Consider the following 14,948-nt stretch of genomic DNA (forward strand, 5'->3'; position numbering starts at 1 on the left):
CTTTTCAATCGATACCGGAAATTCTTTTCATTCAGAAATCGATTACGGTCGTCTGAGTTGTTTCAAATGATCCAACGAGTTGCTACGTTAGATAAAGTTAGTTAGCAGTAACTAGTTAATTTTTATTAAACGTAAGATGAGTCCTGTCTGCCGTTACCGAAAGATAATGGCAGACAGACTTGTTGAGAGCTCAAAAGGATCTAAGCGGAGTTTCTCGCCGCATTAATAATTCCAAACATGCACCGAATGATCAGCTTGCGATAGAGCTGTTCGTTTTCCTTGTCGTTGCCACTCCGGAGATTCATCAATGCAAACTGCTGCAGCATGATCAATGGAAGCACAATCTTCTCACGAAGCTTGATCGACTCCCGTATCTGTGAATTGTTCTCCATCAGCTCCGGCATATTCGCCAGCTCAAGAATCATCTTGCGCGACAGCTCATACTCGGCAAACATCTTCTTCCAGAATGCACCAAACTCTTCATCTTTCGCGAGGTAGGCAGTAGCAGGATAAAATGACTTGGTCAATGACATCATGCTATTACCCACCAGCGTTCTGAAGAAAAGCGATTGCTGATACAACGCCTGCAACTCATTCCATCTTCCTTTATCTTTTAATTCTTTCAGCGCGCTCCCTACTCCATAGAATCCTGGAATATTCTGCTTCATCTGCGCCCACGATCCCACAAAAGGAATTGCTCTCAGATCTTCAAACTTCAGACCTTCACCACTGGACCGCTTCACTGGGCGCGATCCGATGTTCGTATCACCAAAGTATGGCAACGGTGTTATCTTCTCCAGGTAGGGAACAAACTTCGGATCCAGCTTCAGATCCAGATAAGATTTATATCCTGCTTCTGCCAGCTGATCCAGCAATGCCTTATCATCATTAGATAACTGGCTGGAAGGATGTCCAAATACCCTGCCCTCCAATCCTGCCGAAAGCAACTGTTCGAGATTGTACTGACAAGAGGCTTCCTTTCCAAAGTTTGAACTGATCGTCTGGCCCTGAATCGTGATCTGAACTTCACTGTTCTCAATGGAATCTCCCAGTGAAGCGTAGAAGTCGTGCGTGTTGCCACCGCCACGTGCCGGAGGGCCTCCTCTTCCATCAAAGAAGAGCGCCGTGATACCGAATTTTCTGGAGATATCAGTTAAAGATTCCTTTGCCCTGAAGATCGACCAGTTGGCGCGGAGATAGCCGCCATCCTTCGTTCCATCAGAGAAGCCGAGCATGATCGTCTGTTTGTTATTGCGGCTTTCAAGATGCTTTCTGTATGCAGGGATCTGATAAACAGTTTCCATGATCTTCTGCGCATGAGCAAGATCATCGATAGTCTCAAACAATGGAACAATATCCAGTGGCAATGTACTCTTGTCAGCTACAAGCCATTGAGCCATCTGATAGACCTGCATGATGTGAAACGCACTCTGACAATTACTAATAATATATCGATGACAACCTTGTGGGCCATTCTGATTCTGAATGAACCTGATCGCACTGAAACTTGAAATTGTTTCAGCAGCAACAGCATCATCGACCTTGAGTGCAGATTCATCCGGTGTGAACTTCAACAGCTGTTCAATTTTCTTTTGATCAGAAGCCTGGTCAAATACATCTTTTTCCTTACCGCCTTTGGCAAGAATGGCTCTTACCACCGGCTCGTGCTTGCGTCCATCCTGCCGGATATCCAGTGACGTAAAATGAAATCCGAAGAGCTGGACCTTCAGAATGAATTCTTCCAGCAGATCGAGGAACAAACTTCCGTGACGCTCGATAAGAATCTTCCGTGTCGCCTGCAGGTCATTGAGTAATTCGGAAGAATGAGTATAGCCATCGTTGGTGTATAACGCTCCGTACAGCTTCTTCTCGATACCTTGTATCAAAGGTTCGACACCTTCAAATGTGAATCTTCGTTTCAGTTGACGAACATCCTGATAATAATTTCTCAGAATTCCCTGACGTAATCTTTGCGCCACTTTTAATGTGATCTCTGTCGTAACAAAAGGATTCCCATCACGGTCGCCACCGGGCCAGAAGCCAATGCTGATGAGTCGGTCGTTCTTCCATTCATCTAGTGGAATAGACAAGCCCTTCATGAATTGCTCCACAATAGCAGGTGCAGCCTGGTAGAAAATGTTTTCGAGATACCAGCACAAGCTTACTGCTTCATCAAAAGGTGTTGGCTTTTCCTGATTGATAAATCCGGTCTTGCCAAGTTGCTGAAGCAGCAGATTGATCTGCTGAAAATCATTCTGGCGTATGGCAATTTCAAGGTCGGTAAGGATCGCAAGCACGTGGCCCGGATAAAACTGAGTAGGATGAGCGGTGAGCACTACACGAACAGAAAAATCTTCTACGCTTTCGCGCAACGCCTGGCGTCTTCCATCAGCATCTGCTCTTAACAGAAGTGCAGCCACAGAACCCTTGCCCCTGACATCATTGATCTGTTCAAAAGAAGAGTCTTCGATAGAATCAAACAATACAACCTGTCGTTCAATGTATTGGATTACACGAAACAGAAAGTCAAATTTCTCTTTTGAAGAGCTGCCGGGCAGATAATCATCAAAGAACTTGCTCATGATCTCATCCGGCTGGAGGCCTGCTTCAAATCCCTGCTCACAGGCTTGCTGCAACAGCGGCAAAAAATTTCCTGTTCTGGAGATATTCTGAAAAGGAAGATTCAGAAACAGACTATTATATATAGAGAAGCGGGTAGAGACAATGGAGGAAAACTGGTTCACGGCGGTATGATTTTAATAGTATCTCAGAAAGATCATTTTAAGGAAGGCAATATCCAATCTTAATGGCAGAATTGTTCCTTTTCAGGCCAAAAAAGAGGGTCAAAAAATTAACACTATGTCCGATTGATATATTGTTACATCTGCGCTAAATTTTGGATACATTACCTAAAAGACCCTGAGCTATGCGGAGAATTTTACCATATCTCGTATTACTGACCATACTTTCTTCCTGTCTCGGTTATAAAGAGCTGCCGGTAGAATATGATTATAGCTACCGTGGCAACTTCAAAAAGTACCGCACTTTTGAGATCATGCGCCCCATCGGAATTCCTGACTCCAGCATGGTGAATGCTGTAATTGAGAAATCAATCGTTTCAAGAATGCGCTTCCTGGGATACAAGCAATCCACCAGCAAACCACATCTTATTATAGGGTTCAAAATGTTCAACGACAGTCTTAAGCTCAATGGCTACAGCCAGCCGGAGATTGAAGAGTGGATCAAATCCCAGAATTCGGAACTCAACTACACACAGCAAAAGTTTACACTCAATTCAGGAACGCTCCTGATACAATTCTTTGATCGCCGCCAGAACCGATCGATCTGGCAGGGCTACGCAACCACCGTTTACGGAGGCATCGACTTTCATAATAACCGTCACCTGAAAAACGCAGTGATCTCGATCCTGGACAAATACAGGTTCTGGGCAGACGGATTCATTGAAGGTTCACCAACCAATGATGAAGACAAGGGAATGTGATCCCTTGTAAAACCCCTTAAATCTTCTCTCCCAAGGGTTTTTCTTTAACGAAATAATTCTACCTTTGCAGTCCAAAATAAGCCCCTGAACACTCAGGAAGCGAGTTTTGGAAGGTATTGCCCGATGGTGTAATTGGCAACACGCCTGATTTTGATTCAGGAAAGTCCAGGTTCGAGCCCTGGTCGGGCAACAGTATCAATCCCGCTGATGCGGGATTTTTAATTAATCGAATGGCGGTAAAAATATTTTCAGGTCGCGCAACCACCTATCTGGCAGACAAAATTGCTCAGGCATATGGTGAGTCCCTCGGCGAAGTGAACTACCAGCAGTTCAGCGACGGGGAGATGTCGCCCTACCTGACAGAATCCGTCCGTGGCCATGATGTGTTCATGGTACAGTCAACATTCCCGCCGGCAGACAATTTCATGGAGCTTCTCCTGATGATCGATGCCGCCAAGCGTGCAAGCGCCGCGAATGTAAACGTCATCATCCCCTATTTCGGATATGCACGCCAGGATCGTAAAGACAAGCCACGGGTTGCCATCGCCGCCAAGATGATTGCCAATCTTTTATCAGCTGCAGGCGCCGACAGAATTATGACCTGCGATCTTCATGCAGACCAGATCCAGGGATTCTTTGACATCCCCGTAGATCACCTGGACGGAGCGTATATTTTTATTCCTTACCTGAAGTCACTCAACCTTCCCAATATCATGTTTGCCACTCCGGATGTCGGTGGTATCAAACGTGCCAGAAGTTTCGCGAAGTATTTCACTGCCGATCTTGCTGTCTGCGACAAGTACCGCAAGGAGGCCAACAAGGTAGAGTCCATGCGACTCATTGGTGAAGTGGAAGGAAAAGATGTTGTACTGGTGGATGACCTGGTGGACACAGCGGGCACGATCTGCAAAGCAGCGGCTCTTTTGAAAGAAAATGGTGCGCGTTCAGTCCGTGCGGTTTGTACGCATGCAGTGCTGAGCGGCAAAGCATATGAAAATATCGAGAACTCAAATCTGGAAGAGATTGTCGTAACGGATACCATTCCGATGAGACAGCAAAGCAGCAAGATCAAGATGCTTTCTATCTCTACGCTTTTCGCGAAAGCGATCCGCAAGATCCATGATCATGAGTCGATCAGTTCATTATTTATCAAGTTGTAATCAATTTTAAACTAAACAAATAAACAATTATGAAAACTGTTGAGATTATAGGGTATCACAGAGCAAATCTCGGCAAGGCGGCTGCTGAAAATATCCGTCAGGAAGGTAATGTTCCATGCGTCCTTTACGGAGGTGGTCAACAAGTACATTTCTATTCGCCGGTGATTTTATTCCGTGACATCGTTTACACAAACGAAGCACACTTTGTTCACCTGAACATTGAAGGCGAAGAGTGCCAGGCCATTCTTCAGGAAGCACAATTCCATCCGGTGAGTGAGATCATCCTGCACGCAGATTTTCTGCGCATCGCTGATGACCGCAAGATCAAGATGGACATCCCTACCCGCATGGTGGGCCAGGCTCCTGGTGTTGCCAAGGGTGGAACATTGGTTCGCAAGAAGGCATCATTGAAAGTGATGGCGTTGCCGAAAGACATGCCGGATCATATTGATGTTGACTGTTCTGAGCTTGACTTCCATCACTCAGTAAAGGTTGGCGACATGAAGATCAAGAACCTTACGTTTGTAGACCCACATCAGTCGTCTATCGCCGTTGTGGAAGTTCCGCGTGCCGCTAAGATGGCTGCTGAAGATGCTACGAAGGCTGCTACTGAAGCTGCTTCTACTCCTGCTGTTGCAGGTGCACCGGCTGCGGCGGCTGCAGAAGCTCCAAAGAAAGACGAGAAGAAGAAGTAATTATATTTCTTTTATCAGAATCAAATCCCGTTTGCGAAAGCAGACGGGATTTTTTTGTTTAAGTATTACTCTTTCTCCCTTCCTCAATTTCTTACCAAAATTTAACATTATCAATCCAAAGAGAATAGTTGATAGGCCAAAAAGTAAATAGTAAAAATCTATTTCCATTTCCTCTTCATTCTCTCTAATAGCTTGCAAGACCCTCAACTCACACTACTCCCCGGCTCTACATCTCCTCCCGGCTGCAGCAGCTTCAGCTTGCCATCATGATCTTCAGCAGACAATATCATCCCCTGCGACTCCATCCCCATCATCTTGCGGGGTGCAAGATTCGCAATGAACGTCACCTGCTTGCCTACCATCTCCTCCGCAGTATAATGCTGCGCTATCCCACTCAATATCGTACGCGTATCCAACCCACTGTTGATCGTCAGCTTCAGTAGCTTGTTGGACTTCTCCATCTTCTCCGCCGCCACCACTTTCCCTATCCGGATGTCCAGCTTCGTGAAATCATCAATCGTGATCTCCGCCTTTAAGGCCTTGACCGCCGAAACCTTTGGCGTTGGCTCGTCTTTCTTTGTTTCCATAAGCTTCCTGATCTGCGCTTCTATAATTGGATCTTCAATCTTCTCAAATAACAATGCGGCCACTCCTAACGAATGTCCTGCCTTCAACAGCTTCACCGAACCAGTGTCTTTCCAGAACAGATCTCCCACCAACAGCATGTCTTTCAGCTTGCGCGATGTGAATGGAAGGAATGGTTCGCAAAGCACCGCAAGGTTCGCCGATATCTGCAACGCGATATTCAAAATCGTCCCTACTCTCTCCATGTCAGTCTTCGCCAGCTTCCATGGTTCGGTCTCCGCCAGATACTTGTTGCCCGTTCTGGCAAGGTCCATCAGCAATGCCGTCGCCTCACGGAAACGATATGCTTCAATACTCGCCGCAATGCGTGATGGGAATTCTTTCACATCATCGATCGCCTTCTGATCAATGGCCGTCAACGCTCCCGCAACCGGAACCTTATTATCAAAGTACTTCTGCGTCAGCACCAGTGCGCGGTTCACAAAATTTCCAAAGATGGCAACGAGCTCATTATTGTTCTTCGACTGAAAATCTCTCCACGTAAACTCGCTGTCCTTGGTTTCAGGAAGATTCGTCAGCAATGCATAGCGCAACACATCCGGCTTATCCGGAAATTGCTCTATGTATTCATGCATCTCGATCGACCACCCACGGCTCGTCGACATCTTGTCACCTTCCAGGTTCATGAACTCATTCGCCGGAACATTATCCGGAAGGATATACTGACCCGAAGCCTTCAGCATCGCCGGGAAGATGATGCAATGGAACACAATATTATCCTTGCCCACAAAATGTATGAGACTCGTCTCCTCGTCCTCCCAGTATTTCTTCCAGTCGTCTGCCTTCACCTTGCCAAAGTCCGACTTCGGTGCAGAATATTGCTGCTTGCCGTCACTCATCTCCTGGAAAAGTGCGCGTGTCGCAGAGATGTACCCGATCGGAGCATCAAACCACACGTATAATACTTTCCCCTCTGCATCCGGCAGCGGAACTTTTATTCCCCAGTCCAGGTCACGGGTCATCGCGCGGGGCTGTAACCCGGAGTCGATCCATGACTTACACTGGCCATACACGTTGGTCTTCCAGTCATCGGCATGCTCTTTCAATATCCATTCGCGGAGCCATGGCTCATAATCTTGTAATGGCAGATACCAGTGCTTCGTTGATTTCAGGATCGGCGCATTCCCGGAAAGGGTCGACCGGGGGTTGATCAGCTCACGCGGACTCAACGTCGAACCGCACCGTTCACACTGATCGCCATAGGCATTTGGGTTGGAACACCTCGGGCAGGTGCCCACGATATAACGATCTGCCAGGAATACGTTAGCCTGAACATCAAAATACTGCTCGGATGTCTCCTCCGTCAGCAGTCCTTTATGATATAGATTGAGGAAGAACTCCTGCGACGTCTCATGATGGATCTTTTCGCTGGTACGATGATAGATATCCAGAGAAATTCCCAATTTTTCGAAACAGTCCCTGATCATTACATGGTATTTGTCAATGATCGCCTGAGCGGTGGTACCCTCTTTTAATGCCTGGTTCGGAATGGCAGTTCCATGCTCATCACTTCCGGACACAAAAACCACATTTTTCTGCAAAAGCCGCAAAAACCTTACATACACATCTGCCGGAATATAGGCCCCTGACAAATGGCCTATATGCTTCGGACCGTTGGCGTAAGGAAGGGCCGACGTAACCATGTATCGCTTAATCTCTTTTCTCTCTGACATTCTCTGATTTTCGAAAAACAACCCACAAAACTAATAAACTGACGGCAGGATCATGAACTATCAGTCGTGAATCACTTGCCGTTAAAATAAAATCTCCCCCATCGGGGTCACCTTTGTCAGCATGTAACAAAGCTTGAAATTCAGGATTAACCGGTTCATCCCCGCGATGATGCATGCAATACTAAAAATACGGATGGAACTATTTTTGTGATTCTGAAGTACAACTCAGATCATCTCAAAGTCGGGAGGCCGCTGGGCACTTAATCTGCCCACCTGCATTCGCTCCTGCTCCTGGCGATTCCGCTCTTCTTTTCTCTTCTCAATGATGCTGAAAAGATTCTTCGGGAATTCCACAATAAACTCAGTGTACTTTTCATCAGTGGAGATCAGATTGATGTCTCCGCCTAACTTCTCTGTCGCCAGCTTCGCCAGGTACAATCCAATGCCGCCGGTCTCTGAACGCTCTGATGCCCTGACAAACATCTGGAATATCTTCTCGCGGTTCATCTGTGATATCCCCACACCATTATCCATCACATGCGCCTTTACATTTCCGTCTACGCTACGTACGGCGATCTTCACAAACGACTCGATCCGCAACGACTCATTATAAAACTTCAGCGCATTGTCGATAAGATTCTCCAATATAAGTCTCACCATTTCACGATCGGAAGTAAGCTCGATCTCAGGCTCCACATCATACTCGATCCTGATCTTGGAAGGAACACCCTTCTTCATTTCAAGCGTGAGAATCTCCTGAATGATCGACTCGAAGTGTATGGTCTCCGGCTTCAGCTCTGCATGGTTGATCCGGTTCACGATCAGCAGACGCGTCAATACCATGTTCAGTTTTTCGGCAGTAAGATCAAGCTTGCTGAGATAGCCCAGCGCCTTGTCATCTTTCACATCCATCATCGCCAGGTTGACAATACCCTTCAGACTCGCCAGCGGACCGCGGATGTCATGAGACGTCTTATAAATAAAATTATCCAGCTCATCATTCACCTTTACCAGCGACTCGTTGGTGTCGATAAGCTCTTTTGTTTTATCCTGAACCTGCTGATCCAGCAGCTGGTTCTGAACTTCAATGATGCGCTTGGCGGAGGCCAAAGCCTCATTTACAGCCTTGATTCCCCGATAATTGCGGTAAATAACAAACCCCAGGGTGCTGGTAAGAACGATGACCGTGATCAACAGCCAGTTCAATGTGCGCTGCTGCCCGATCACTTCCTGATTCAGTTCAAGGATTTCATCTTTCTCTGCAATCGTCTTGATGTTCTTCCGCTCTTCGTAGTCGCTCTGGATCCTCGACACATTCTTGATCAGGTCACCATTAAAGATCTCTTCGTTCAGACGGATGTAACGGTCCTGGTAGCTGGAAGCCATCTTGAAATCATTCTGATCCGCATAGATCTTGGAATACAATAAGTAGTTCAATAGCGTCAGGTTTCTGTAACCCATCTTCACACAGATCTCCTGGCTCTTCTCAAGAAAACTTACCGCCTGTTCCATCTGCTGCTGACTGTATTTCAGTTTCGCAAGCCAGTAGAAATTGGAGGCGGTGTATTCGGGAATTTCGGACTTCTGAGCAAACTCCATGGCCAGGTTAAAATAGAATTCCGACTGAGTGTAATTCTTCTGATTGAGGTACGACACCCCCAATGCCTGGTTCACTTCAAGCTGAACGGCCGGCTTGCACTCTCTTGTCTTACAGATAGCCACGGCCTCTTTCAGCCTCTCCTCTGCCTTGTCGTAATTGCCCAGCTCATTGTGAACGAGACCGAGGTTGACAAGACTCTGTTCAAACTCATAGGTGATCTTGTTCTTGACCTTCACCTGATAACTCTTATCGAAATAGATCAGGGCGCTTTCATAATCTTTCAGACCGAAGTAAACGAGGCCTATATTATTGAGGGAGGTGGCGATCTCATCCGGGTTCCCTTCTATTTCGCGGATCTTGAGGGATTCAAAGTTATAGTTAAGGGCTTTGTCGTATGATGCCGCGGAGATGTGGGTGTTGGCGAGGTTGTTTAAGATGTATTTGATCTGGTTGGCGTAGTGATTGCGGCGGGCGATCTCCAGTGCATATTCAAAGGTGACGATGGCGCCCTTGAGATTGCCGTCATATTCAAAAATATATCCCTTGCCGTTGGATGCTTTTACGATTCCGAGACTGTCGCCGAGTGCGAGTGCATGTTCCAGTGCATCGCTGATGTAGTGGAGCGACTGATCGCGGTCGATGGGAAGGTATTCACGGAAGAGTGCGTATTGAATTTCAAATCTTTGATCGCGTTCGGCGGTGCGGAGGATCTGCTTTAATGAATCGATCCTTTCATAACTCTGAGCATGCGCGCCTATGGTGAGAAACCCACAGATAAAAATGAGGCAGACCCTTACGCTTTTGATAATTCCTAAAAAAATTTGGTACACCTGTACTTTTTAAAAAAATATTACAATGTAAGAATTCAAACGAAATGTGACTTTTGCACTCGTCAAAACGACATGTACAGACGAACACAATTTAAAATTTAATCAACTTAATATTAATAACCTAATTAAAAAAAACCAAACCAAACCAATCAAACTTAAAACCAAATGAAAAAACTTCTCTACACAATCGCATTCGCTCTTATTACAATGGTATCAGTTTCATCATGCACTGAAGAAAACATCAAACCTAAGGATGACGGCGGTACTGACAGATGTCAATTCGGTGGTCCTGGCTGCCCTCCAAAAGGAAACTAATTTATATAGCATAAGCTTAACTTTAAAAATCTTATGAAAGCAAAAATCATCATTCTTTCAACTGTCATTTCCCTGGTAACATTAACGGTTGCCAGCACACAGACTGCGAAGCTTCCAAAAGCTGCGGTGAAGAAGGCTGTAACTGTTGAACCACGTGTCAACAAGGGCCTGGCAATGGAAGACAAGAATCAGTTCAACTGATTTTTCATTAAGATAATAGTATTGCACAGTCCGGGGGAACCGGGTCTGTGCAATACTATTTATTTTTGTCCCTGGCGCGACAGCTCTGCCGCGTGTCGCTTAGACTTTAAACAAGGATCACAATACCATTATCCTTATTTGAAGTCTTATTTATTTCTATAGCAAGCTCTTCCCCAAAACACCCGCTTGAACACCCTGGGATCGCTGGGCCGGATTTGCAATCCGGGCCCTCCCTTGAAACACCATCTCCCAACGAAGGAGGATTTTTAAATCCATACCATATCTTAACGTTAACTGCGCTCTGCACCCGAAAGCTTCACTATTCAATATAGCAAATCGTCATTAACCGTTTTCAGATTTGAGAGTACCCTCCATTAACTCTTCTTACTTTTCTTTTGCTCGCCACTCTAACGCCGCGCCATTCGTGGACAAACTTCCAGCGGACTACTTCTCACAATCCTCACTAATACTTTTATACTTCTCCAGAGCCCGTAATTGTTTAGTTATTTTTGAATCCCATTCTGTCTGAATGAAATCAATAACACCATTTTGCGTTTCCTTATCATATTCACGTTGATAGGCTTTTAACTCTTTAAGGCTAGTAGCTATCAATTCAGCATATCGTTGCTCTTCTCTTATTTTATTTAATCTTAGCCTACTGACTCCTTCTCTCATTTTTCTTGCATACAACTCCACAATATCAAAATGTCTTTGTTCATGACTCAAAAGATCAATGCTTAAAGTATCACGAGTCCATGACTTTTGTCTTTGAAAAACCGCTTTTATACGATAAGACGGAAATCCCGATTCAATTAAATAATCCCTTTTAAGTTGATAGGCTGTCGCTGCTTTCATATTAACAAAAGAAGTTGTTGTATCTGGAACGCCTTTAAAATCTCTCCAAGTCAATTTATAATTCTCAGACCAACAAATACTATTGACTGAATTATTATCTGACGCCCAAAGGCAGTAGAAAATTAATAACAAAAGTAAAAGTCTCATCAGAACTTTCTATCTAAAAATGATATTAATGGAACCTGCCTGGCCCTTAGGGACATCAGTCTTATACATATAAACAATCTGTCTAGGATCAACTCCCATATTTATTAATGCCTGTTGAATGGCTTGTCCCCTATTCTTCATAAGCTGACTTCCCGATAATCCAGGATTAACACTTGTGAGATTTTCAGAAAGTTGGTCCGGAGTTAGATTGGTCAAAATCTGAATGGTAATTGACAGTCGTGAGCTTTTATTCAGACTTTCAATATAGCAAATCTTCATTAACCGTTTTCATGAAGATCTTACCATGACAGAATGATGTTAAAGTGAATTTAAGAAAGGATTACAAATCCCCCTTCTCACTGAAAACTCTCCTTCGAATCGGACGGGGTCACAGACCTCGCCCAACGATCCCACACGATAAAGTATATCCGGACGAGCGGGGAAATGAAGAAAACCGATAAAGTATATCACAACTCAACTACTTAGTTGATTCACAAAAAAATGCGACGACCTTTGTATTCCAAAGATCTTATAATTGATAATAATGAATTTTCCATCTCGGTATCTACGCCAGCGGAACTGTACCCTAATGTAACAGTTACTAACTCATCGGATGATTTATACTGAAAAACAAGAAAATAATATTTTAATCCATTGTAATTACCCTTAAAATATACAAAAGAAGTATTCAGAGTAACTGAGATTTTCTTTTTAATCAAGAAAAAGTCTTCAACCATTTTTCGATTAGCCTCTAACTCTGACTCAATTTCCTGAGATAGTGATGCATTGTTTTGAACTTCTCTAATTACAATTGCAAGACTTGTTGGAGATAGTTTTTTCGTCTTCCCTGCGAACGCCGCAAAGTTCCCCCCTCTGTTGTTATGTTCCATCCAGCAGGAAGTTTTAATTCATAATTAAATTTATAATTCTGATATGAATTCAGAAAAAAACGGGACTCAATTGCGCCTTTCTTATAAAATATCAATTCTAAATTACCCTTCTCATCATATTCAATCCAAGTATCGTTTTTTTTACCAGATATGAATTTTCCTCGGAGTTTTTCTGAGCCATCCTTATAAAATGACTTAAACAAACCTTCCTGTTTGCCCATAGCAAAAAATCCTATCTCTGATATTTTGCCATCAGGAAAATAAAGTTTCATGCTGTCATTTTGTACCCCATTCACAAAACTAACCTCCCTTTCAACGTGAGCATTTTCATAATAAGTAATTGTTTTACCATTCTGATTTCCTTTAACAAATTGAGTCACTAGTTTAACATTGCCATTATCATAATACTCAGTATATGAACCATCTGGCGCATTTTTTTTTATCGAATATTTGATTTTTATATGACCATTTTCATAGTACTCCTCTTTAGTATGAGGTAAATAGTAATAGGTAACATATGAAATTGATACCACTAAAAAACATGTCAGGAAAAAAATAAACTTTTTCATTTTTTCTTTTTGGATTGCACAGAGGTATCTTGACCAAGAACAGTATAACCTTTCAAATCACCCATAAGATCTAATCCTCCACTAAAACCAACTTGAAGTTCTGTCCGAGTAACTGTAGTGCGATCATTGATCTTTGTTATACTTGTTACCGCAGCTACACCTGGCGCAATAGGCGCTTCTGCATTTGTTGTTACATCCTTGCTATCAATATTTATCTCTGCCTCAACTCCGAACCCTTCTATATTGCCTCCCACATTAACTTTTGGGGTTCCTGTAAAAATATTGTTCCCATTAGCGGACATTGATTCGCCTCCCCCGTTAGCCCGCCTCTTCCCCCAAAGCAGTTGCTCGTGCCGCGTGGGACCGCTGGGCCGGATTTGCAATCCGGGCTCACCTGAAACTCCATCTCCCAACGAAGGAGGATTTTTAATCCATACCATATCTTAACGTTAACTGCGCTCTGAATTCAAAAGCTTACCTATTCAATATAGCAAATCTTCATGAGCCGTTTTCATGAAGATATTACCATGATAGAATGATGTTAAAGTGAAAATTAAGAAAGGATTACAAATCCCTCTTCGTTCTGAAAACTATCCTTCGAATCGGACGAGGTCGCAGACCCCACCCAACGGGAGTTAGTACTCTTTCGGTTCCTGCTTCACATGACGAACGCGAAGAATAATAATTTCTTTATGGGTGATTCTATAAGTAACCCTATAGGAATATTTCTCAAAAGCCCGGTAGCTTCCCATATTCTTTGTCCTGTATTTGTCTGGCGGATATTTTTCCGGATGAGTTGCTAAACTATCAGTGATCCTCAAAATGCCTTTCCGGACTTTCTCAGCATTGACCGGAGAATCTTCTTTGATGTAATCATAGACTTGTTGTAGTGAGTAGTAGGCTTGCTTATCCCATACTATGACAAGCTTACATTTCTTCACCATTCCTTAGACATCTTTTTTACTTCTTCATGAGTAAAAAATTCTCCCCCATCCACCCTTGCCTCGGCTTCATCCAATTCACGGTTATATTGCTCAACGCTGATACGTCCTTCATTCTTCAGTCCATAGTGCAGCACGGTCTTTAACATCTTCAGCAGAGATATATCATCTACTTGCTGAAGTTCTTTAATCAGTAAAGATCGCTCGGTATCGATGTCCTTAACTTTCCTGGTTTGCATTTTCAAAGTTAACATTTTCGCCTCGTTTTAAATCTGTTTTTAGTCCCTCAATAAACGTTGTTTTCCTTCAACAAGATTACAACAACCCCGGAAACAAGAAAATCCGGTTTTCATGATGATCTGTCTGTGACAGACCGATGCAGAATTGAATATTAAGAAAGGATTACAAATCCCTCTTCGTTCTTAAAACTCTCCTTCGAATCGGACGAGGTCACAGACCTCGCCCAACATTCCCACACGATAAAGTATCCGGACCATCGGGAGCAGACCCCACCCGATAAAGTATATTACAACAATATCACAACTCAATTTCAATGCCCTACAAGAGCTCGTTCAAGCACAATAGAATCCGATTTATGGACCTTACTAAGAAATGAACTCAAACTTGAATATTGACTTATCACAGCTAAAGAATGCTGTAGTATGTCCTTGACTGTATCAGGGCGACTTGTTATAGGATAATTTGCAAGTTTTTCATTTATCTTCACATGAAGTCTTTCTGTTATACCATCAACTTGCTTTAATGTTGTGTTAATCCGTTCATGTCGTTCAAGTATCCCTCTTATAGCTTCCTTATCTATCTCAGCACATTCTCTACTATCAAACACGAACCATCCAATCAAAACCCCTATCAGAATTGAAGGAATAATAATAAGTGTTTTACTAAAGTATTTCATATAATTAAT

General features: G+C 43.7%; 14 protein-coding genes and 1 tRNA gene. 6 read left to right on the forward strand and 9 right to left on the reverse strand.

Translation table 11 applies throughout. The annotated features are described in order from the left end of the window. Nucleotides 1-200: 200 nt before the first annotated feature. A complete protein-coding gene (locus HOP08_18330) occupies nucleotides 201-2,744 on the reverse strand; it encodes a phosphoenolpyruvate carboxylase (protein NOT76886.1) in 2,544 nt (847 codons plus the stop codon). 182 nt (nucleotides 2,745-2,926) lie between these two features. Between HOP08_18330 and HOP08_18335 the strand changes: the two genes are divergently transcribed. The 4 genes from HOP08_18335 (at nucleotide 2,927) to HOP08_18350 (ending at nucleotide 5,357) form a co-directional block, all read left to right on the forward strand. Next, the gene (locus HOP08_18335; protein ID NOT76887.1) at nucleotides 2,927-3,502 is read left to right on the forward strand and encodes a DUF4136 domain-containing protein; all 576 of its coding nucleotides are present in this window, start codon (nucleotides 2,927-2,929) and stop codon (nucleotides 3,500-3,502) included. Between the two features lie 117 nt (nucleotides 3,503-3,619). Further along, nucleotides 3,620-3,692, forward strand: a tRNA-Gln gene (locus HOP08_18340). A 40-nt stretch (nucleotides 3,693-3,732) separates the two neighbouring features. Next, a complete protein-coding gene (locus HOP08_18345; GenBank protein NOT76888.1) occupies nucleotides 3,733-4,662 on the forward strand; it encodes a ribose-phosphate pyrophosphokinase in 930 nt (309 codons plus the stop codon). Nucleotides 4,663-4,691: 29 nt separating this feature from the next. Continuing rightward, nucleotides 4,692-5,357, forward strand: coding sequence for a 50S ribosomal protein L25/general stress protein Ctc (locus HOP08_18350; protein ID NOT76889.1), 666 nt, complete (start codon nucleotides 4,692-4,694; stop codon nucleotides 5,355-5,357). Between the two features lie 203 nt (nucleotides 5,358-5,560). Here the strand turns inward: HOP08_18350 and metG are convergent, their stop codons facing one another. Both metG and HOP08_18360 read right to left on the reverse strand, forming a co-directional pair. Further along, entirely contained in the window at nucleotides 5,561-7,675 is a 2,115-nt protein-coding gene (metG, locus tag HOP08_18355) for a methionine--tRNA ligase (protein NOT76890.1), read from the reverse strand. Between the two features lie 225 nt (nucleotides 7,676-7,900). Beyond that, on the reverse strand, nucleotides 7,901-10,105 hold the full coding sequence (locus HOP08_18360; GenBank protein ID NOT76891.1) for a tetratricopeptide repeat-containing sensor histidine kinase: 2,205 nt from the start codon (nucleotides 10,103-10,105) through the stop codon (nucleotides 7,901-7,903). Nucleotides 10,106-10,270: 165 nt separating this feature from the next. Here HOP08_18360 and HOP08_18365 point away from each other — a divergent pair, with 165 nt between their 5' ends. Together HOP08_18365 and HOP08_18370 are read left to right on the forward strand one after the other, a co-directional pair. Beyond that, on the forward strand, nucleotides 10,271-10,420 hold the full coding sequence (locus tag HOP08_18365) for a hypothetical protein (GenBank protein ID NOT76892.1): 150 nt from the start codon (nucleotides 10,271-10,273) through the stop codon (nucleotides 10,418-10,420). Nucleotides 10,421-10,453: 33 nt separating this feature from the next. Further along, a complete protein-coding gene (locus HOP08_18370; protein ID NOT76893.1) occupies nucleotides 10,454-10,621 on the forward strand; it encodes a hypothetical protein in 168 nt (55 codons plus the stop codon). A gap of 444 nt (nucleotides 10,622-11,065) precedes the next feature. Here the strand turns inward: HOP08_18370 and HOP08_18375 are convergent, their stop codons facing one another. The 6 genes from HOP08_18375 to HOP08_18400 all read right to left on the reverse strand — a co-directional run bounded on the left by HOP08_18375 (nucleotide 11,066) and on the right by HOP08_18400 (nucleotide 14,939). Then, nucleotides 11,066-11,623: a DUF922 domain-containing protein gene (locus tag HOP08_18375; GenBank protein ID NOT76894.1), complete on the reverse strand. Its 558-nt coding sequence runs from the start codon at nucleotides 11,621-11,623 to the stop codon at nucleotides 11,066-11,068. Between the two features lie 805 nt (nucleotides 11,624-12,428). Next, entirely contained in the window at nucleotides 12,429-13,082 is a 654-nt protein-coding gene (locus HOP08_18380) for a toxin-antitoxin system YwqK family antitoxin (GenBank protein ID NOT76895.1), read from the reverse strand. Then, nucleotides 13,079-13,522 (reverse strand): hypothetical protein, encoded by a 444-nt coding sequence (locus tag HOP08_18385; protein ID NOT76896.1) that lies wholly within the window; start codon nucleotides 13,520-13,522, stop codon nucleotides 13,079-13,081. Before HOP08_18385 ends, HOP08_18380 begins: the two co-directional genes overlap by 4 nt. 195 nt (nucleotides 13,523-13,717) lie before the next feature. Beyond that, on the reverse strand, nucleotides 13,718-14,026 hold the full coding sequence (locus tag HOP08_18390; GenBank protein ID NOT76897.1) for a type II toxin-antitoxin system RelE/ParE family toxin: 309 nt from the start codon (nucleotides 14,024-14,026) through the stop codon (nucleotides 13,718-13,720). Beyond that, nucleotides 14,020-14,262 carry a hypothetical protein gene (locus HOP08_18395; GenBank protein NOT76898.1) on the reverse strand — a complete coding sequence of 81 codons (243 nt, stop codon included), beginning with the start codon at nucleotides 14,260-14,262 and terminating at the stop codon, nucleotides 14,020-14,022. Before HOP08_18395 ends, HOP08_18390 begins: the two co-directional genes overlap by 7 nt. Nucleotides 14,263-14,573: 311 nt before the next feature. Further along, the gene (locus HOP08_18400; protein NOT76899.1) at nucleotides 14,574-14,939 is read right to left on the reverse strand and encodes a hypothetical protein; all 366 of its coding nucleotides are present in this window, start codon (nucleotides 14,937-14,939) and stop codon (nucleotides 14,574-14,576) included. Nucleotides 14,940-14,948: the final 9 nt, after the last annotated feature.

It is taken from the genome of Cyclobacteriaceae bacterium (assembly GCA_013141055.1).
Classification (GTDB): Bacteria; Bacteroidota; Bacteroidia; order Cytophagales; family Cyclobacteriaceae; genus ELB16-189.